15 protein-coding genes are annotated in these 19,391 nt (G+C 54.8%); 1 reads left to right on the forward strand and 14 read right to left on the reverse strand.

The features are described from left to right. Nucleotides 1-170: 170 nt before the first annotated feature. From eno to rlmD, 7 genes are all read right to left on the reverse strand, one after another. Nucleotides 171-1,466: a phosphopyruvate hydratase gene (gene eno, locus F153LOC_RS07155; protein ID WP_100779120.1), complete on the reverse strand. Its 1,296-nt coding sequence runs from the start codon at nt 1,464-1,466 to the stop codon at nt 171-173. 81 nt (nt 1,467-1,547) lie between these two features. Further along, nucleotides 1,548-3,185 carry a glutamine hydrolyzing CTP synthase gene (gene pyrG, locus F153LOC_RS07160; protein ID WP_095283160.1) on the reverse strand — a complete coding sequence of 546 codons (1,638 nt, stop codon included), beginning with the start codon at nt 3,183-3,185 and terminating at the stop codon, nt 1,548-1,550. 224 nt (nt 3,186-3,409) lie between these two features. Continuing rightward, entirely contained in the window at nt 3,410-4,219 is an 810-nt protein-coding gene (mazG, locus tag F153LOC_RS07165; RefSeq protein ID WP_102104648.1) for a nucleoside triphosphate pyrophosphohydrolase, read from the reverse strand. A 68-nt stretch (nt 4,220-4,287) separates the two neighbouring features. Next, nucleotides 4,288-4,611: a hypothetical protein gene (locus F153LOC_RS07170; RefSeq protein WP_102104649.1), complete on the reverse strand. Its 324-nt coding sequence runs from the start codon at nt 4,609-4,611 to the stop codon at nt 4,288-4,290. 2 nt (nt 4,612-4,613) lie between these two features. After that, nucleotides 4,614-5,396, reverse strand: a complete 783-nt coding sequence (locus F153LOC_RS07175; RefSeq protein ID WP_158238461.1) for a DUF4225 domain-containing protein — start codon at nt 5,394-5,396, stop codon at nt 4,614-4,616. A 161-nt stretch (nt 5,397-5,557) separates the two neighbouring features. After that, entirely contained in the window at nt 5,558-7,789 is a 2,232-nt protein-coding gene (relA, locus tag F153LOC_RS07180) for a GTP diphosphokinase (RefSeq protein ID WP_102104651.1), read from the reverse strand. A gap of 52 nt (nt 7,790-7,841) precedes the next feature. Then, nucleotides 7,842-9,140: a 23S rRNA (uracil(1939)-C(5))-methyltransferase RlmD gene (gene rlmD, locus F153LOC_RS07185; protein WP_102104652.1), complete on the reverse strand. Its 1,299-nt coding sequence runs from the start codon at nt 9,138-9,140 to the stop codon at nt 7,842-7,844. A 57-nt stretch (nt 9,141-9,197) separates the two neighbouring features. On the opposite strand from rlmD, the gene barA reads away from it, so the two are divergent. Continuing rightward, nucleotides 9,198-11,957 carry a two-component sensor histidine kinase BarA gene (gene barA / locus F153LOC_RS07190; protein WP_102104653.1) on the forward strand — a complete coding sequence of 920 codons (2,760 nt, stop codon included), beginning with the start codon at nt 9,198-9,200 and terminating at the stop codon, nt 11,955-11,957. A 58-nt stretch (nt 11,958-12,015) separates the two neighbouring features. Here the strand turns inward: barA and F153LOC_RS07195 are convergent, their stop codons facing one another. The 7 genes from F153LOC_RS07195 to F153LOC_RS07230 form a co-directional block, all read right to left on the reverse strand. Further along, on the reverse strand, nt 12,016-13,155 hold the full coding sequence (locus F153LOC_RS07195; RefSeq protein ID WP_102104654.1) for a glycerate kinase: 1,140 nt from the start codon (nt 13,153-13,155) through the stop codon (nt 12,016-12,018). An 88-nt stretch (nt 13,156-13,243) separates the two neighbouring features. After that, a complete protein-coding gene (gene gudD, locus F153LOC_RS07200; RefSeq protein WP_102104655.1) occupies nt 13,244-14,581 on the reverse strand; it encodes a glucarate dehydratase in 1,338 nt (445 codons plus the stop codon). 16 nt (nt 14,582-14,597) lie between these two features. Continuing rightward, nucleotides 14,598-15,938: an enolase C-terminal domain-like protein gene (locus F153LOC_RS07205; protein ID WP_102104848.1), complete on the reverse strand. Its 1,341-nt coding sequence runs from the start codon at nt 15,936-15,938 to the stop codon at nt 14,598-14,600. Next, a complete protein-coding gene (gene gudP / locus F153LOC_RS07210; protein ID WP_102104656.1) occupies nt 15,938-17,293 on the reverse strand; it encodes a galactarate/glucarate/glycerate transporter GudP in 1,356 nt (451 codons plus the stop codon). Before gudP ends, F153LOC_RS07205 begins: the two co-directional genes overlap by 1 nt. 387 nt (nt 17,294-17,680) lie before the next feature. Then, nucleotides 17,681-18,130: a flavodoxin gene (locus tag F153LOC_RS07220; RefSeq protein WP_100779111.1), complete on the reverse strand. Its 450-nt coding sequence runs from the start codon at nt 18,128-18,130 to the stop codon at nt 17,681-17,683. A gap of 21 nt (nt 18,131-18,151) precedes the next feature. Continuing rightward, nucleotides 18,152-18,931, reverse strand: coding sequence for a tRNA pseudouridine(65) synthase TruC (gene truC / locus F153LOC_RS07225; protein WP_102104657.1), 780 nt, complete (start codon nt 18,929-18,931; stop codon nt 18,152-18,154). Beyond that, the gene (locus F153LOC_RS07230) at nt 18,928-19,257 is read right to left on the reverse strand and encodes a YqcC family protein (protein WP_102104849.1); all 330 of its coding nucleotides are present in this window, start codon (nt 19,255-19,257) and stop codon (nt 18,928-18,930) included. The genes truC and F153LOC_RS07230 overlap by 4 nt, the downstream gene beginning before the upstream one ends. Nucleotides 19,258-19,391: the final 134 nt, after the last annotated feature.

Here is a 19,391-nt window from a genome sequence, read left to right on the forward strand (position 1 = left end):
TCATGGTTAAATCCTTATCAGTTATGGGGATAACAGATTCGGATTTTCCCATGAGTAGCATTATTGGCAGAGCCAACTTATTGCTGACCACCTCCATAGGAGGTGGTGTTCATGCAGGGATAAAAAAACCCGCCGAAGCGGGTTTTTCTTAAGAGTGAAAGCTCAGTAGATTACTGACCTTTGATCTCTTTACGACCGTTGTACGGAGCTTTTTCGCCCAGTGCTTCTTCGATACGAATCAGCTGGTTGTATTTCGCTACGCGATCAGAACGGCTCATAGAACCTGTTTTGATCTGGCCTGCAGCGGTACCAACAGCCAGGTCAGCGATGGTAGCGTCTTCAGTTTCGCCTGAACGGTGAGAGATAACGGCAGTGTAGCCAGCGTCTTTCGCCATTTTGATCGCAGCCAGAGTTTCGGTCAGAGAACCGATCTGGTTGAATTTGATCAGGATGGAGTTAACGATGCCTTTGTCGATACCTTCTTTCAGGATCTTGGTGTTGGTTACGAACAGATCGTCACCAACCAGCTGGATTTTGTCGCCCAGAACTTTAGTCTGGTATGCGAAACCATCCCAGTCAGATTCGTCCAGACCGTCTTCGATAGAGACGATTGGGTACTGTTTGGTCAGGTCTTCCAGGAAGTGAGTGAACTCTTCGGAGGAGAATGCTTTGTTGCCTTCGCCAGCCAGAACGTATTTACCGTCTTTGTAGAATTCAGATGCTGCACAGTCCATCGCCAGGGTGATGTCGGTGCCCAGCTCGTAGCCCGCTGCTTTTACTGCTTCAGCGATAACAGCCAGAGCTTCTGCGTTAGAACCCAGGTTAGGCGCGTAGCCACCTTCGTCACCAACAGCAGTGTTCATACCTTTAGCTTTCAGAACTTTAGCCAGGTTGTGGAACACTTCAGAACCCATACGAACCGCTTCTTTCAGGGATTTCGCGCCAACTGGCTGAATCATGAATTCCTGAATATCAACGTTGTTGTCCGCGTGCTCACCACCGTTGATGATGTTCATCATCGGAACCGGCATGGAGTATTTGCCTGGGGTGCCGTTCAGTTCAGCGATGTGCTCATACAGCGGCTGACCTTTAGACGCTGCAGCCGCTTTGGCGTTAGCCAGAGACACAGCCAGGATTGCGTTCGCACCGAAGTTAGATTTGTTTTCAGTACCGTCCAGGTCGATCATGATTTTATCGATGCCAGCCTGGTCTTTGGCGTCTTTGCCAAGGATTGCCTGAGCGATAGGACCGTTAACCGCGCCAACAGCTTTGGTTACGCCTTTACCCAGGAAACGGGATTTGTCGCCATCGCGCAGTTCCAGCGCTTCGCGGGAACCAGTAGAAGCACCTGACGGAGCAGCTGCCATACCGACGAAACCACCTTCCAGGTGAACTTCGGCTTCAACGGTCGGGTTACCACGGGAGTCGATGATTTCACGACCGATGACTTTAACGATTTTGGACATTAGATTTTCCTCAGTACAAGTTAAACTAAAACTCCAGACAAACAACGCGTACCGATGGTACGCGTTGCCGTTCTAACTTTTTTACTTCGCCTGACGCTTCTGGTATTCGCTCGCGGCTTTCACAAAGCCTGCAAACAGCGGATGTCCGTCACGCGGCGTTGAAGTAAATTCCGGGTGGAATTGACAGGCGACGAACCACGGATGGTTTGGCACCTCAATGATCTCGACTAACTGATCATCCCCGGAGCGGCCCGCGATACGCAGACCCGCAGCTTCGATTTGTTTCAACAGCATATTGTTGACTTCGTAGCGGTGACGATGGCGTTCAGTGATGGTTGGCGCACCATACATTTTGCGAACCAGACTATCGTCAGACACCTGGCAAGCCTGAGCGCCAAGACGCATCGTGCCACCCAGATCGCTCTTCTCAGTACGGACTTCGACGTTGCCGTCTTCATCACGCCATTCTGTAATAAGCGCCACAACAGGGTACTTACAGTCTGGCACAAATTCCGTAGAGTTCGCGTTTTCCATCCCGACTACGTTACGAGCGAACTCGATCAACGCAACCTGCATACCCAGGCAAATGCCGAGGTAAGGAATATTGTTTTCACGCGCAAAGCGTGCGGTAGCGATCTTGCCTTCAACACCGCGGTAGCCGAAGCCGCCAGGGATCAGAATAGCATCCAGATCTTTCAGAATTTCGACACCGCGCGTTTCAACATCCTGCGAATCAATCAGCTTGATGTTAACGGTCACGCGATTCTTCAGACCACCGTGTTTCAGCGCTTCAATCACAGACTTATAGGCATCCGGCAGTTCAATGTACTTACCGACCATACCGATAGTCACTTCGCCTGCCGGATTAGCTTCTTCGTAGATAACCTGTTCCCATTCTGACAGATTAGCTTCCGGACAGTTCAAGCTGAATCGTTTACAAATATAATCGTCCAGACCCTGTGATTTCAACAGGCCCGGGATTTTATAAATGGAATCGACGTCTTTCAGAGAAATCACAGCCTTTTCAGCAACATTACAGAACAATGCAATTTTCGCGCGCTCGTTGGCCGGAACGGCACGATCGGAGCGGCAGATCAGGATATCCGGCTGGATACCGATAGAGAGCAGTTCTTTCACGGAGTGCTGCGTCGGTTTGGTTTTCACTTCACCGGCTGCCGCCATGTATGGCACCAGCGTCAGGTGCATGAACAGCGCGTGTTCACGACCAATATCAACCGCCAGCTGACGAATCGCTTCCAGGAATGGCAGGGATTCGATATCACCCACGGTACCGCCAATTTCAACCAGCACAACGTCGTGGCCTTCGCCACCTGCGATGATGCGCTCTTTGATAGCGTTGGTGATGTGCGGGATAACCTGAACGGTTGCGCCTAAGTAATCGCCACGGCGTTCTTTACGCAGAACGTCAGAGTAGATACGACCCGTGGTGAAGTTGTTGCGGCGACTCATTTTAGTACGGATGAAGCGCTCGTAGTGACCTAAGTCCAAATCGGTTTCAGCGCCGTCTTCGGTAACGAACACTTCGCCGTGCTGGATTGGGCTCATGGTGCCTGGATCGACGTTGATGTACGGATCCAGTTTCATCATAGTCACATTGAGGCCACGGGCTTCAAGAATGGCCGCGAGAGAGGCTGCGGCAATGCCTTTACCCAGAGAGGATACAACCCCGCCGGTCACAAAAATATAGTTCGTTGTCATGCTGAACCTGAGAAGTTAGGTTGGAACGATGGAATAACCAAGACGGGAAAGTAGTATACCCGAACACGGCGAGCGCCACAAACTTTCATTCTCCGTCTCCTGTCTCAGGCTTTGACAAACATAGGGAGTGAGAAAATAGCCCCTTTTGGGTAAATGTTTTTGACGCAAATCAAGCGCTTGTCATTTATAAAATCACACAAATTGCGCTTGATCGCAAAAATCCGTTAGAGATCATGTTCCTGGCGTTTTACTTCCTGCCACACCTCTTCCATCAAATCGAGGTCCACGCCGGTCATTTCCAGGCCTCGTGCCGCAACAATCCGCTCGACTTCGCGGAAGCGACGTTCGAATTTGAGGTTGGCTTTTTGCAGCGCCGTTTCGGCTTTGACGCCCAAATGGCGCGAGAGGTTGACCGTGGCAAACAGCAGATCGCCCATCTCCTCTTCCAGGCGAGCTTCATCCACCACCGCCTGCTTAGCTTCATCCATCACTTCGTCGATCTCTTCGTACACTTTGTCGAGCACCGGGCCAAGAGAGGTCCAGTCAAAGCCCACGGCGGAGCAACGCTTCTGAATTTTATGCGCACGCATCAGGGACGGCAGACTTAATGGGATATCGTCCAGCGCGGAGTGTTGTGCTTTTTCAGCGCGTTCAGCGCTTTTGATCTGCTCCCAGCGGACCAGCACTTCTTCGCTGTTGCCAGCGGTCGCGTCGCCAAAAATATGCGGGTGGCGACGTTCGAGTTTGTCGCTGATGGCGGCACAGATATCATTAAAATCAAAGCGCCCCTCTTCCTGCGCCATCTGCGCATAAAACACCACCTGGAAAAGGAGATCACCCAGTTCACCGCGCAGATCGTCAAAATCTTCGCGCGAAATAGCGTCCAGCACTTCGTAGGTTTCTTCGAGGGTGTAAGGGGCGATGGTGGCGAAGGTCTGCTCTTTGTCCCACGGACAGCCGTTTTCCGGGTCACGCAGACGTTTCATAATGCCGAGCAGGCGGTCGAGTTGGTTTTTATTGGTGGTGACAGTCATACGGCCTCTTTATCATCTTCACTTTCGCTCATGATAACGTGTTGCCAGATGACTGCCATCCCCTTGCACTATACTCGGCAGATTAATAATCCATTCAGGGTGACGAACAAAATAACACCGTAACGGATCGTTTCGTAATCAGCTATGTAGTGCGCACGCAAAATACTATAGCCATAGCCGTGATAACCCACCACGTCGTAGTATCCTGTGACAATGTGAATAGCACAGCAAAGCGTTGTGACAATAATCAACAAAAACCGACAGAGTGTACTCGAATTACCTTTCACCAGACGATACAAAAAATAACAACCAATAAAAACAACCGCCCCCATTAAATAATACACCATGACTGGATACCAGGGTTTTGATAAAAGAATAAAGTCCTGTTCCATGCTTAATGCCTCACGTCATTTTCATTGTAAGCAGGCATCAATGATAAAACAGTCACTTCATCGCTAATGATCTCAAGCATAAAAACAGGTTTCGTCATGTCAATCACTCCTCTGACATAGTCTGTCTGGTGTAATCGAATGCCAAACAGACTCCATGACTTTTCTCTCGGCGTAGGAATTTTTCTGGCCATGCCATATCCGGACAGGACTAGATCGATTGTGCCGTATGCAATGTCCCCTAGAGTCTCATTAAAGCCAGTCTTTTTCGCTGCATAATGATATGCGTCTCTGAGTGGGCCGGACGCCTCTTCATAAGCAACAAGATAATAGCCGTTCTCATAGGTATTGTTCAGTCCTTGCAGAATCATGGCAGCTCCAGGTACTGTTGCACCACCAACCGTTGATACACATAGCCCCACACCGCTAATAACCTGACCTATACCTGCCAGAAAACCTATTATTTTGGTGTATAACTTATATAACTCCGCTGCTCTTTTATCTTTATACTCTTGTTCAGCCATCCACCGTGAATAAATTTTATTATTCATAATCACCGAACGCTGATAATTAAGAACATCCGATTTATATTTTAATATTTCCTCACCACCCGACCATGAAAGGCAATCCATCTTAATTTCAATTTCTATCTGTCGGACCACATCGTCAATTCGGCTAAAATAGTCTGTATCTTTAAAGTAAAAAGGTTCTGTCATCCACAAATGCTGTGCTATCGAAAAAAATTTATCTTTCTGAGTCTCAAACTCTTCCTTTGATCCATAAAGCATAAGTGCCTCCACTGCGGTTAAACAACAATTACACATTTAAATGTAAATACCGGAGAGAGTTTACTGCGCATACGCGTAAATATGAGTGTTGAGGAAAAAATTCGGAAATGTGCCCGCCTCAGCGGAGAGGCCACCGAAAAAATTGAGTGGCCTCTGGTTTATTACCCGCCGTGCAGACGTCGAGCGTCAATCACATCTGGCACCTGATTCAGCTTGCCAAGCACGCGGCCCAGCACCTGCAGGTTGTAGATTTCGATAGTCATATCGATAGTCGCAAGCTGCTCGCGGGTATCGCTGCGGCTGGCAACGCCAAGGACATTGACCTTTTCGTTGGCGAGGATGGTAGTGATATCGCGCAGCAAACCGCTGCGATCGTTGGCGGTGACACGCACCACCAGCGAGTAACCCGCGGAATAGCTTTCGCCCCACACCGCATCCACAATACGTTCTGGTGCGTGAGATTGTAGTTCTGCCAGCTGTTCGCAGTCGGAGCGGTGAATGGAGATCCCGCGCCCCTGAGTGATAAAGCCCACGATATCATCGCCAGGTATTGGCTGGCAGCAGCGAGCGATGTGGTGCATCAGATTGCCGACGCCCTCCACTACCACGCGGCCATTGTCTTTGCTGCGATGCTGAGGAGTATAGGTTTTCTGCTGAAGCTGCTTCAGCGCCGCCGCATCCTGCTCCTCCGCGCTCGGTTTGTTAAACTGAGACTGCAGGAAGTTCACCATCTGGTTGAGGCGAATATCGCCCCCGCCAATGGCCGCCAGCAGCTCATCGAGCTCATTGAAGTTGTAGCGCGGCAGCAGGTGTTTTTCCGCCTCTTTGATGCTAATGCCTAAATGCTCAAGCTCATCATCGAGGATCTGGCGACCCGCCAGGATATTCTTGTCGCGATCCTGTTTACGGAACCACGCGTGAATTTTGGAGCGCCCACGGCTGGTGGTGACATACCCCAGGTTCGGGTTCAGCCAGTCGCGGCTCGGGTTTGGCTGTTTCTGGGTGATGATTTCAATCTGATCGCCCATCTGCAGCTGATAGGTAAAGGGCACGATGCGCCCGCCGATCTTCGCGCCGATGCAGCGATGCCCCACGTCGCTGTGGATGTGGTAGGCAAAATCGAGGGGAGTAGACCCGGCAGGCAGATCGACAACGTCGCCTTTTGGCGTAAAGACGTAGACCCGATCGTCGAAGACCTGGCTGCGCACTTCGTCGAGCATTTCGCCAGAGTCGGCCATCTCTTCCTGCCACGCAATCAACTTACGCAGCCACGCAATGCGGTCTTCATGGCCAGTGCGCGTTCCGCTGGATGGGCCTTCTTTGTATTTCCAGTGCGCCGCGACGCCCAGCTCGGCGTCTTCATGCATCTGTTTGGTACGAATCTGAATCTCGACCGTTTTACCGCCCGGCCCGAGCACTACCGTATGAATCGACTGGTAACCGTTCGGTTTCGGGTTCGCCACGTAGTCGTCGAACTCATCTGGCAGATGGCGGAAGTGAGTATGCACTATCCCCAGCGCGGCGTAGCAGTCCTGCAGGCGATCGGCAACGATGCGCACTGCGCGCACGTCGAACAACTCGTCAAAAGCGAGATGTTTTTTCTGCATTTTGCGCCAGATGCTGTAGATGTGCTTCGGACGACCATAGACCTCCGCCCGCACGTTCTCTTCTTTCATCGACTGGCGCAATCCGCCCACGAACTCGTCGATATAGTGTTCACGATCGATACGGCGTTCGTGTAGCAGTTTGGCAATGCGTTTGTATTCTGCCGGGTGCAGGTAACGGAAGCAGTAATCCTCAAGCTCCCATTTCAGCTGGCCGATACCTAAGCGGTTCGCGAGGGGCGCGTAGATATTGGTACACTCTTTCGCTGCCAGCACGCGTTCATCTTCCGGCGCGTCTTTCACTTCACGCAGGTGTGCGATGCGCTCGGCAAGCTTAATCACCACGCAGCGGAAATCATCCACCATCGCGAGCAGCATGCGACGGACGTTATCTACCTGTTCCGAGGAGACGGAATCTGTCTGGGCGGCTTTTAGCTGGCGGATGGCGGCCATATCGCGCACGCCGTGAATAAGCGCCACAACCGGCTTTCCGACGCTGTCACGCAGCACGTCTTCGCTCACCACTTCGGCATCTGCCAGCGGGAATAGCAGCGCGGCCTGCAGCGTTTCGAGATCCATGTTCAGCATGGAGAGGATTTCAACCATCTCAATGCCGCGCCACAACAGCAGTTCGGCATCGGCATGTCCCTGCGTTGTGCGCAGACAATAGGCCCAGGTTTCGGTTAAGCGTTCACACGACTGCTGGCTGGAAATCCCCAGACTTGCGATCCATTTTTGTGGGTCAAACTCACCAGCTTTATTGAGATGTGCACTTCTTACCGCAACCATCGTCCTCTCCTTTAGGGACAAGGGCCTGTCGAATTCGACAAGCCGAAATTCGTTAGTTCTGCTCGAACAACACCATTGATTCCAGATGCCCAGTGTGCGGGAACATGTCCAGCATTGCCAGACGCTGAATCTGGTAACCCGCGCCCAATATAGCCTCGCTGTCGCGGGCGAGCGTGGCCGGGTTACAGGAAACATAGACCACGCGTTTTGGCGCGAGTTTAATTATATGCTGCATTACGCCAGGCGCACCGGCGCGAGCCGGATCGAGCAGGATTTTATCGAAACCGTGCTTTGCCCACGGCTGCCGGGTGACATCTTCTTCCAGATTTTCATGAAAAAATGTCACATTGTGCAACGCGTTGCGCTGCGCATTTTCCTGCCCTTTCGCCACCAGCGCCTCGACGCCTTCTACGCCGACAACGCTGGCCGCCCGTTTTGCCAGCGGCAGGGTGAAATTCCCCATCCCGCAAAACAGATCCAGTACCCGGTCACCGGGCTGAACATCCAGCCACGCGATTGCAGTGGCGACCATCTGCTGGTTTACGCCGTCGTTTACCTGAATGAAGTCGCGCGGACTGAACGTTAAGCGTAGCCCGTCCGACAGATACCAGGGAGTTTCACCTGTAACCTGCTCAAGTATCTCGCTTTGTGGCGCAAGAAAAAGCGCCAGCTCGTGAGAATGCGAAAAGCGTTCCAGTTTTTCGAGGTCTTTGGCAGAAAGTGGCGCAGTGTGACGCAGCACCATCAGCGGGCCGTTATCGGCCAGTACCAGTTCCACATGCCCCAGCAAACGCACGCCCTGTAGATCAGACAGGCAGTTGCGCAGGTCCGGAAGCAATGCTTCAAGACGGGGCACCAAAACGGGGCACTGATTCACGTCGACAATTTCACTGGCGCTACTCTTGCGAAAACCCATCTCCAGCTTTCGCGTTTTCGGTTGATAGTTCAGGCTCAGACGAGCGCGACGGCGGTAGCCCCACGGCTCGCCGGCGATGATGTCGTTCACGTCATGCTTGATAAGGCGTGCCAGCGCGATGCTTTTGCTGCGCTGTTGCAGGGCAACGCTGGCATGCTGCTGCTGACAGCCGCCGCACACGCCAAAATGCGGGCAGCGGGGCGCTGTGCGTTCCGCGCTATCATTAAGGCGACGCTTCACTTTACCGCGAGCAAACTTGTTCTTGTCTTCCGTCAGGGTGACTTCGGCACGCTCAGTGGGTAATAATCCGGGGATAAACACCGCCTTACCATTATGACGCGCAACGCCCTGGCCGAAGGGGTCAAGGTCGGTGACATCAACAGTTATGATCTGACGCGTCGTAACGCGTCGCTTTGCAGAGTAGAATTGCGCCATTGCCGAGAATTTTCTCAAATAAACATAATGACTCTAATTGTCCCATAACGGAACTCCATGACCAACTACAGCCTGCGCGCGCGCATGATGATTTTGATCCTCGCCCCGACCGTTTTAATCGGTTTGCTGCTGAGCATCTTCTTCGTTGTGCACCGTTACAATGACTTGCAGCGTCAACTGGAAGATGCGGGAGCCAGCATCATCGAACCGTTGGCCGTCTCCAGCGAATACGGCATGAACCTGCAAAACCGTGATTCCCTCGGCCAGTTAATCAGCGTTTTGCATCGGCGGCATTCAGAAATCGTGCGCGCCATTTCGGTCTATGACGAGAATAACCGGCTGTTTGTCACGTCGAATTTTCATCTCGATCCCGGCGAGCTTAAAATCCCCGACGGTACGCCTTTCCCGCGCCATCTGAGCGTGGTGCGACGTGGCGACATCATGATCCTGCGCACACCCATTATCTCGGAAAGCTATTCACCTGATGAATCGGCCATATCAGATGCCAAGGCCAGTAATAATATTCTGGGATATGTGGCGCTGGAGTTGGATCTCAAGTCGGTGCGCCTGCAACAGTACAAAGAAATTTTCATCTCCAGCGTCATGATGCTGTTCTGTATCGGCATTGCGCTGATTTTCGGCTGGCGATTGATGCGTGACGTCACCAGCCCGATTCGCAATATGGTGAATACTGTCGACCGTATCCGTCGCGGGCAGCTCGATAGCCGCGTCGAAGGGTTTATGCTCGGCGAGCTGGATATGCTCAAAAACGGCATCAACTCGATGGCAATGTCGCTGGCGGCCTATCACGAAGAGATGCAGCACAACGTCGACCAGGCGACCTCCGATCTGCGCGAAACCTTAGAGCAGATGGAGATCCAGAACGTCGAGCTGGATCTGGCGAAGAAACGCGCTCAGGAAGCGGCGCGTATCAAATCGGAGTTCCTGGCGAATATGTCCCACGAGCTGCGTACGCCGCTGAACGGGGTGATTGGCTTTACCCGCCTGACGCTCAAATCGGAGCTTAATCCGACCCAGCGCGATCACCTGCACACCATCGAGCGTTCCGCCAATAACCTGCTGGCGATCATCAACGATGTTCTCGACTTCTCCAAGCTGGAGGCGGGCAAGCTCATCCTCGAAAGTATTCCCTTCCCGCTGCGTAGCACGCTGGATGAGGTGGTCACTCTGTTGGCCCACTCCTCCCATGACAAAGGCCTTGAGCTAACGCTGAACATCAAAAACGACGTGCCGGATAACGTCATCGGCGATCCCCTGCGCCTGCAGCAGGTGATCACTAACCTGGTGGGTAACGCGATCAAATTTACCGAGAGCGGCAACATCGATGTGCTGGTCGAGCGCCGGGCGATAAGCAATAACAAAGTGCAGATCGAGGTGCAGATACGCGATACGGGCATCGGTATTCCCGAGCGCGATCAGTCGCGGCTGTTCCAGGCGTTCCGGCAGGCTGATGCCAGCATCTCGCGTCGCCACGGCGGGACAGGTCTGGGGCTTGTGATCACCCAGAAACTGGTCAAAGAGATGGGCGGCGATATCTCCTTCCACAGCCAGCCGAATCGCGGCTCGACCTTCTGGTTCCATATTAATCTCGATCTGAACCCGAACGTGGTGACGGACGGACCGATGACGGATTGCCTGCGCGGTAAGCGTCTGGCCTATATCGAACCCAACGCCGCAGCCGCGCAGAGCACGTTGGATGTGCTCAGCACCACGCCGCTGGAGGTGATTTACAGCCCGACGTTCTCGGCGCTGGCAGTCGACCATTACGATATTCTGCTGATGGGCATTCCCGTGACGTTTACCGGTGAGCTGACCATGCAGCAGGAGCGGCTGGCGAAGGCCGCATCGATGACCGATTACCTGCTCCTGGCTTTGCCGTGCCACGCGCAGCTTAACGCGGAAGAGCTGAAAAATGACGGTGCCGCCGCCTGTCTGTTAAAGCCCCTTACCGCCACGCGCCTGCTGCCTGCGCTGACGGAATACTGCCGCATTAATCATCAGGCGATCCCTGTCTCGAGTGAAGATCACAAGCTGCCCATGAGCGTGATGGCGGTGGATGACAATCCGGCTAACCTGAAACTCATCGGCGTATTGCTGGAGGATCAGGTGCATCACGTTGAGCTGTGCACCAGCGGCCCTCAGGCGGTTGAACAGGCCAAACAGATGCAGTTTGATCTGATCCTGATGGATATTCAGATGCCGGGCATGGACGGCATCCGCGCCTGCGAGCTGATTCGCCAGCTGCCGCATCAGCAGCAGACGCCGGTGATTGCGGTAACCGCTCACGCTATGGCCGGGCAAAAAGAGAAACTGCTCAGCGCCGGAATGAATGATTATCTGGCTAAACCGATCGATGAAGAGAAGCTGCACAGCCTGCTGCTGCGCTATAAACCGGGCTTCGCGACCGGAGTGTCTTTAGCGATGCCAGAACCGGCAGAGTTCAGCGTAAACCCGAACGCCACGCTCGACTGGCAGCTGGCGCTGCGTCAGGCGGCCGGGAAACCCGATCTGGCACGCGAAATGCTGCAAATGCTGGTCGCGTTCCTGCCGGAAATTCGTAACAAAGTGGAAGAACAGCTGGTCGGGGAACACCCGGACGATCTCCTCGAAGCGATCCATAAACTGCACGGTAGCTGCAGCTACAGCGGGGTTCCGCGTCTGAAAAGCCTTTGTCATTTGCTGGAACAGCAGCTGCGCTCGGGCACAGCGGAATCTGAGCTGGAGCCGGAGTTTCTCGAGTTGCTGGATGAGATGGATAATGTGACGCGGGAAGCGAGGAAAGTATTAGGGGGGTAGTTTTCTTATTTAGCCCCTTCTGCCTGGCCCTCTCCGTGTGAGAGAGGGCCAGGAAAAACTACGCGCTCATGCCAATTTTCAACACTGCAGCAATATTCCGCGCTGCCATCCGCACATTCTCTTCTGCATTTTTCAGCGCCTCTTCCAGCGTACAGACGGTGTAAATCACGCTGAATACCGCGTCGATACCGTGCTCATGCACCACGCCGACATCCGCCGTCAGGCTGCCCGCAATTCCGATAACCGGCTTGTTGTAACGTTTGGCGACTTTCGCCACGCCAACGGGAACTTTGCCATGGATCGTCTGGCTGTCGATGCGTCCTTCGCCGGTGATCACCAGGTCAGAATCGGCGACGTGGTTATCCAGATGCAGCGCATCGGTGACAATCTCAATGCCCTGACGCAACTCTGCGCCGCAAAACGCATACAGCGCTGCGCCCATCCCGCCAGCCGCCCCGCCACCTTCCAGATTGAGGACGTCGATATCCAGGTCGCGGGCGATTATTTTCGCGTAATGGGCCAGAGAATCATCGAGCCGGGCGATCATCTCCGGCGTCGCCCCTTTTTGCGGGCCAAACACCGCCGATGCCCCTTCTTTGCCCGTCAGCGGATTGGTTACGTCGCAGGCCACTTCAATGCGACAGTTAGCCAAGCGGGTATCCAGCTCGCTGATATCAATCCGCGCCAGCTTCTCAAGCTCGCCGCCGCCCATGCCAATAGGATTATCTTCGGCATCCAGTAGCTTCGCGCCGAGTGCCTGCACCATTCCGGCTCCGCCGTCGTTGGTGGCGCTGCCGCCGATACCGATGATGATGTGTTTAACGCCTGCATCAAGGGCGTGGCGAATCAGTTCGCCTGTCCCCCAGGAGGTGGTTTTCAACGGATTGCGTAAGGAAGGCGCCACCATCTCCAGGCCGCTCGCCGCCGCCATTTCAATGAATGCGCTCTGCTCGTCGCCGGATAAGCCGTAGAACCCTTCCACGTTTTCGCCTAAGGGGCCAGTGACCCGCACCTTGATAATACCGCCCTGTGTGGCTGCAACCATCGCCTCCACCGTCCCTTCGCCGCCGTCGGCAACGGGCAGTTTGACGTAGTGCGCGTCGGGGAAAATCTCGCGAAATCCCTGCTCGATTGCCGTCGCCACCTCAAGAGCACTCAAACTCTCCTTGTACGAGTCCGGTGCGATTACTATTTTCATAAGCCATCCTTACGCCTGTTGACTGGATTGAGCATACACCCGCGCTGAAAACAAAAATGCCGACTCCCGCAGGAACCGGCATTCACACTTAGCGCACCATGCACGGTTGCTTGTTGTTAAACGTCCAGTCCGGGATGAGATACTGCATCGCCATCGCGTCGTCGCGCGCGCCCAGGCCATGCTTTTGATACAGTTCGTGCGCTTTCATCAGTTGATCCATATCCAGCTCTACGCCCAGACCCGGCGTGGTCGGCACTTGCACCATTCCGCCTTTGATTTCGAACGGCTGTTTGGTCAGGCGCTGATTGCCCTCCTGCCAGATCCAGTGAGTATCAATCGCCGTAATGTTGCCCGGCGCGGCGGCGGCCACATGGGTGAACATTGCCAGTGAAATATCAAAGTGGTTGTTGGAGTGCGAGCCCCAGGTCAGCCCAAATTCATGGCACATCTGCGCCACGCGCACGGAGCCTTGCATTGTCCAGAAGTGCGGGTCCGCCAGTGGAATATCAACCGACTGCAACGACAGCGTATGGCCCATCTGACGCCAGTCGGTGGCGATCATATTGGTCGCCGTCGGCAGCCCAGTCGCGCGACGGAACTCGGCCATCACCTCACGTCCGGAGAAGCCCTGCTCCGCACCGCATGGATCTTCTGCATACGCCAGTACGCCTTTCAGCTGTTTGCCGATGCCGATCGCTTCATTAAGCGACCAGGCCCCGTTTGGATCCAGCGTTACGCGCGCCTGCGGGAAGCGTTTCGCCAGCGCGACAATCGACTCGGCCTCTTCTTCGCCCGCCAGCACGCCGCCTTTCAGTTTGAAATCGTTAAAGCCGTATTTTTCGTAAGCGGCTTCCGCCAGGCGTACCACCGCATCCGGCGTCATGGCTTCATCGTGACGAAGGCGATACCAGTCGCATTTTTCGTCCGGCTGGCTCTGGTACGCCAAAGGCGTGAGTTTGCGATCGCCGACGAAGAACAGATAGCCAAGCATTTCGACTTCACTGCGCTGCTGACCTTCACCCAGCAGCGACGCCACGTTAACCCCTAAATGCTGCCCCAGCAGATCCAGCATCGCTGCTTCGATCCCCGTCACCACGTGAATGGTAGTACGCAGATCGAAGGTTTGCAGCCCACGGCCTCCCGCATCGCGGTCCGCAAAGGTGGCGCGCACGGCGTTTAAGACATTTTTGTACTCGCCCAGGGTTTTGCCCACCACCAGCGGGATCGCCTCTTCCAGGGTTTTGCGGATCTTCTCGCCGCCAGGAATTTCGCCCACGCCCGTGTGGCCGGAGTTGTCTTTGATAATCACAATGTTGCGGGTAAAGAACGGAGCATGGGCGCCGCTCAGGTTCATCAGCATGCTGTCGTGGCCCGCGACGGGAACAATCTGCATGGCAGTGACGACAGGAGTAGAGAAAGTGGTCATGGTGCAATCCTTTTAATTAGTGACGACCAAACGCCGGGCGTTTGCGGTCAAACGTCCAGCCGGGAACGAGATACTGCATTGGGCCTGCGTCGTTGCGCGCGCCACCTGGCAGTGTCTTATACAGTTCGTGGGCCTTGTGGATCTGATCCCAGTCCAGCTCCACGCCCAGCCCCGGCGCATCCGGGACGGCAATCTTGCCGTCTTTTATCTCCAGCGGATTTTTGGTCAGGCGCGCGTCGCCCTCCTGCCAGATCCAGTGCGTATCGATAGCCGTGGGTGTGCCGGGAGCCGCGGCCCCCACATGCGTAAACATCGCCAGTGAGATATCGAAATGGTTATTCGAGTGACAGCCCCAGGTCAGGCCCCAGTCGTCGCACAACTGCGCGACGCGCACCGCCCCGGAGAGCGTCCAGAAGTGCGGGTCTGCCAGCGGAATGTCCACGGAATTGAGCATCACCGCGTGGCCCATTTCGCGCCAGTTCGTGGCGATCATATTGGTTGCCACCGGCAGCCCTGTCGCGCGGCGAAATTCCGCCATCACTTCGCGACCGGAGAAACCCTGCTCGGCCCCGCACGGATCTTCCGCGTAAGTGAGCACGTCGTTAAGCCCTTTGCAGAGCGAAATCGCCTCGTCCAGTCGCCAGGCACCGTTAGGGTCAACGGTGATTCGCGCATCCGGGAAACGTTTTTTCAGGGCTCGGGCGCTGTCGATCTCCTGCTCGCCAGGCAGGACGCCGCCCTTGAGTTTGAAATCCTTAAAGCCGTAGCGATCCTGTGCCGCCTCGGCTAAGCGAACCACCGCCTCGCTGGTTAGCGCTTCCTGATGACGCAGGTGATACCAGTCATGATTGCCCGGCGTGCTGGAGAGATAGGGCAGATCGGTTTTCTTGCGATCGCCCACGTAGAACAGATACCCGAGCACGGTGACGGCATCGCGCTGTTTGCCCGGCCCCAGCAGTTCGCACACCGGCACGTTCAGCGCTTTACCGAGCAGATCGAGTAGCGCCGCTTCGAGCGCAGCCACCGCATTCACCCGTAGCTCGAACGTCCAGGCCCCTTTGCCGAAGGTATCAAAATCGGCGGCCTGATTGCCTTTGTGTACTTGCTGCACCACCTTGTTCAGTCGCGCGACCTGCTGGCCGACAACCATCGGAACGGCGTCCAGCAACGTCTGGAGAATCACCTCACCGCCAGGCGCTTCACCAACGCCGGTATTCCCGGCGTTGTCCGTGAGCACCACAATATTGCGCGTAAAATACGCGTTATGGGCCCCCCCGATGTTGAGCAGCATGCTGTCGTAACCGGCCACCGGAATGACCTGCATGTCGGTAATGACTGGACTTGACTGTGTATTCATCATGCACGCCCCGCGACCGGTTTCAGCTCAACGCGTTTGATATCGCCCACCAGCACCAGATAGCTGAGAACCGCCACCAGCGCATGAACGCCTACGTAAATCAGTGCGCCATTGAAGGAGCCGGTGGTCCCAACGATGTAGCCGATGGCGATTGGGGTAACGATGCCGGAAATGTTACCGAACATGTTGAACAGACCGCCACTCAGGCCGCTGATCTCTTTCGGCGCAGTATCTGCCATCACCGCCCAGCCCAGCGCACCAATCCCTTTGCCAAAGAAGGCCATCGCCATAAAGCCGATAATCATCCATTCGGCACTCACATAGTTGCAGAACACCATCGTCATGGAGAGCAGCATGCCCAGCACAATCGGAGTTTTACGCGCGATATTCAGCGAACCGGTGCGACGCATCAGCCAGTCGGAAATCACCCCGCCCAGCACGCCACCGATAAAGCCGCACACCGCCGGAACCGAGGCCACAAAGCCCGCTTTCAGAATCGACATTCCGCGCGCCTGCACCAGATAGACCGGGAACCAGGTGATGAAAAAGTAGGTTAAGGCGTTAATGCAGTATTGCCCAAGGTAGATGCCAATCATCATCCGTGAGCCTATCAGCTGTTTGATCTGGCCCCACTTCTGGCTGAACGGCACTTTGGCCTTGTCGTTTTTCTGATCCATGTTGATCAGCGCACCGCCTTCAGCGATGTACTCCAGCTCTTTCTTGTTCACGCCCGGATGTTGATTCGGTTCGTGGATCACTTTTAGCCAGACAAAGCTGATGATGATCCCCAGTCCGCCCATAAAGAAGAAGACGTGTGACCAGCCCACTTCGTGGGTCAGCCAGCCCATAATCGGTGCGAAGATGACCGTTGCGAAATACTGGGCGGAGTTAAAAATCGCCACCGCCGTGCCCCTCTCCTGCGCCGGGAACCAGGCCGCGACGATACGGCTGTTGCCAGGGAAGGAGGGCGCTTCTGCCAGCCCGACCAGGAAACGTAAGGTAAAGAGGGCGACGATAATGCCGAAGCCGCTGAAAATATCGACGAAGCCCTGCAGCAGCGTAAACATCGACCAGATAAAGATGGACCAGAAGTAAACGCGTTTGGAACCGAAGCGGTCAAGCAGCCAGCCGCCGGGGATTTGGCCAATCACATAGGCCCAAGAAAATGCGGAGAAGACATATCCCATGCCGACCGGGTCAAGCCCGATGTCTTTTGCCATTTCAGAGCCGGCAATCGACAGCGTGGCGCGGTCGCCATAGTTGAAGGACGTGACGATAAACAGCATCACCACTATCCAGTAGCGAGCATTGGTGCGCTTCTCAGCGCTGCTCGCCGCTTGGCTTAATGTACTCATTGTTGCACTCCTGAATCTTGGCTTGCGCCAGGTTCATTCTGTACGACATAACCTGTAGGGTAATCAGAATGAGAGGTTAGTGTTTTGCAGTTTTTGTACGGCATTTCTGGTACGGATCAGAGCCGTTTTATGGTTTCTAACTGCTTTTTTTGGTAACTGACGGGAAAAGTATATGTAAGAGGAGGCAGCAGCCTCACCGTGCATCAACACAACATTGGCGCACGAGTTAGAGGTTGTTTGTGGCAAAAGCCCAGGGGAGTGGAAGATGGTTCACGAAAATGGGGAAGAATGTGAGCCAGATTACCTGGCGGTGCTGCGCTTGCACGAGCCTACATTGTAGGCCGAGGTTTGAGGCCGGGTAAGGCATAACAGCCCCCCGGCGAAGGGTTATTTGAGCAACGCGCCCCACTGCTCAACCCATGGATTGGATTCGCTTTCTGGCTCCGGGTGTTCACCGGCGTCGATCAGCAGCATCTCACCCACGCGCTGCGCGCTTTGCTCCTGCAGCAGGGCGTCAAACTGCTTACCGCCCCCGCAGAAATGGGTGTAGCTGCTGTCACCGAGGGCGATAATGCCGTAGCGCGTATCGGGCTGATAGCCCAGCGTGTCTTTGATTGCCTGGAAGAGCGGCACAATGCTGTCTGGTAGATCGCCCTGCCCGGTTGTTGATGTCACCACCAGCACGTACTGATCTTTATATTTTTCCCAGTCGGAAAGAGTCGGATCTTCATAGACCGTCGCTTTATGACCCTGACTTAACAGAATCGCCTCGGCCTCCTCGGCCACCAGCAGCGAGTTACCGTACATTGTGCCGACAAAAATGCCTACTTCAGCCATGCTTCACTCCCTTCATTATCGCTATTGCTGTTCATCCTGAACGTTGCTCGCCACAAACTCAACCCTTTCATTTTCGGGGAGTTGTCCCATCCAGCCAAACTGTGACAGCGCCTGCATCCAGACGTCATCCAGCCCCGCACGGATCACCAGCGGTTCGCCGGTAAAGGGGTGCGTCAGGCTGAGCTGGCTGGCGTGCAGCATCAGGCGGTTGCAGCCAAAATGCTCGGCGGCGCTGCGGTTCTGGCGCAAATCGCCGTGCTTGCTGTCGCCAATGATCGGATGACGCAGATGGGAGAGATGGCGACGGAGCTGGTGCTTGCGCCCGGTATGAGGCTCAAGCTCCACCAGCCCGTAGCGCGTGGTCGGGAATTTACCCGTGGCAACGGGCATTTCGACCGTCGACAGACCGCGATAATCTGTCACTGCTGGCTGCGGCTCTTTATCATCACGGGCAAATTTATCTGCGATTTTATCCAGCTCTTCGACCAGCGGATAATCAAGCGTCGCTTCGTCCATCAGCCAGCCGCGCACGATGGCGTGATAACGTTTTTGAATCTGATGCTGTTCGAACTGCTGAGACAAAAGGCGTCCGGCTTCGCTGGAAAGCCCCATCAACAGGACGCCTGAGGTAGGCCTATCAAGACGGTGGACGGTAAACACGTGCTGACCAATCTGATCACGCACGGTTTGCATCACCACGACTTTCTCATCGCGATCCAGCCAGCTACGGTGGACCAGCCAGCCAGACGGTTTATTGACCGCGACCAGCCACTCGTCCTGGTAGAGGATCTCAATGGTCATGCCTGGCCGCCGGAAAACAGCGTGTCCAGGCGTTGCAGTTCAATCAGCACGACATCGCGCGCCGGGTGCTGCGCATCAAGCGCCATTTCATAATAGGGGCAGATGGCAAAATCGTGGGGCAGCGGATGGCCGCCATCCAGCAGCGCGTGCAGGCGCGGGATGAGCACCCACTGCAGCCATTCAAACGGCTCAAGGGTGTCCAGACAGAATGGCTGGGTACTGGCGAAGGCCTCTTGCTGCGGCGCCGTTTCCTGCCACAGCTGATGGAGGCGCATCAGAGCTTCGATAGCGTGCAACTGCGCACGAACGCTGTCGTTATGCGTCATAAAAACCTCAACTGAAAAACTGAACGGCGCGCAGCATAGCATTCCGGGGCGCAGAAATAAAAAAAGGGAGCACTGTATAAACAGTGCTCCCGGTTCGTTTCGCAGCATTCCAGCTACAATTTGTGCTCCCTGCT

It is taken from the genome of Lelliottia sp. F153 (assembly GCF_002870005.1).
GTDB lineage: Bacteria > Pseudomonadota > Gammaproteobacteria > Enterobacterales > Enterobacteriaceae > Enterobacter > Enterobacter nimipressuralis.

Coding starts and splice junctions, on each gene's coding strand:
- rlmD (WP_102104652.1), bottom strand. CDS start 9,140: ATGGCGCAATTCTACTCTGCAAAGCGACGCGTTACGACGCGTCAGATC.
- gudD (WP_102104655.1), bottom strand. CDS start 14,581: ATGACCACTTTCTCTACTCCTGTCGTCACTGCCATGCAGATTGTTCCC.
- F153LOC_RS07220 (WP_100779111.1), bottom strand. CDS start 18,130: ATGGCTGAAGTAGGCATTTTTGTCGGCACAATGTACGGTAACTCGCTG.
- relA (WP_102104651.1), bottom strand. CDS start 7,789: ATGGTTGCGGTAAGAAGTGCACATCTCAATAAAGCTGGTGAGTTTGAC.
- F153LOC_RS07205 (WP_102104848.1), bottom strand. CDS start 15,938: ATGAATACACAGTCAAGTCCAGTCATTACCGACATGCAGGTCATTCCG.
- pyrG (WP_095283160.1), bottom strand. CDS start 3,185: ATGACAACGAACTATATTTTTGTGACCGGCGGGGTTGTATCCTCTCTG.
- gudP (WP_102104656.1), bottom strand. CDS start 17,293: ATGAGTACATTAAGCCAAGCGGCGAGCAGCGCTGAGAAGCGCACCAAT.
- mazG (WP_102104648.1), bottom strand. CDS start 4,219: ATGACTGTCACCACCAATAAAAACCAACTCGACCGCCTGCTCGGCATT.
- barA (WP_102104653.1), top strand. CDS start 9,198: ATGACCAACTACAGCCTGCGCGCGCGCATGATGATTTTGATCCTCGCC.
- eno (WP_100779120.1), bottom strand. CDS start 1,466: ATGTCCAAAATCGTTAAAGTCATCGGTCGTGAAATCATCGACTCCCGT.
- F153LOC_RS07170 (WP_102104649.1), bottom strand. CDS start 4,611: ATGGAACAGGACTTTATTCTTTTATCAAAACCCTGGTATCCAGTCATG.
- truC (WP_102104657.1), bottom strand. CDS start 18,931: ATGACCATTGAGATCCTCTACCAGGACGAGTGGCTGGTCGCGGTCAAT.
- F153LOC_RS07175 (WP_158238461.1), bottom strand. CDS start 5,396: ATGCTTTATGGATCAAAGGAAGAGTTTGAGACTCAGAAAGATAAATTT.
- F153LOC_RS07195 (WP_102104654.1), bottom strand. CDS start 13,155: ATGAAAATAGTAATCGCACCGGACTCGTACAAGGAGAGTTTGAGTGCT.
- F153LOC_RS07230 (WP_102104849.1), bottom strand. CDS start 19,257: ATGACGCATAACGACAGCGTTCGTGCGCAGTTGCACGCTATCGAAGCT.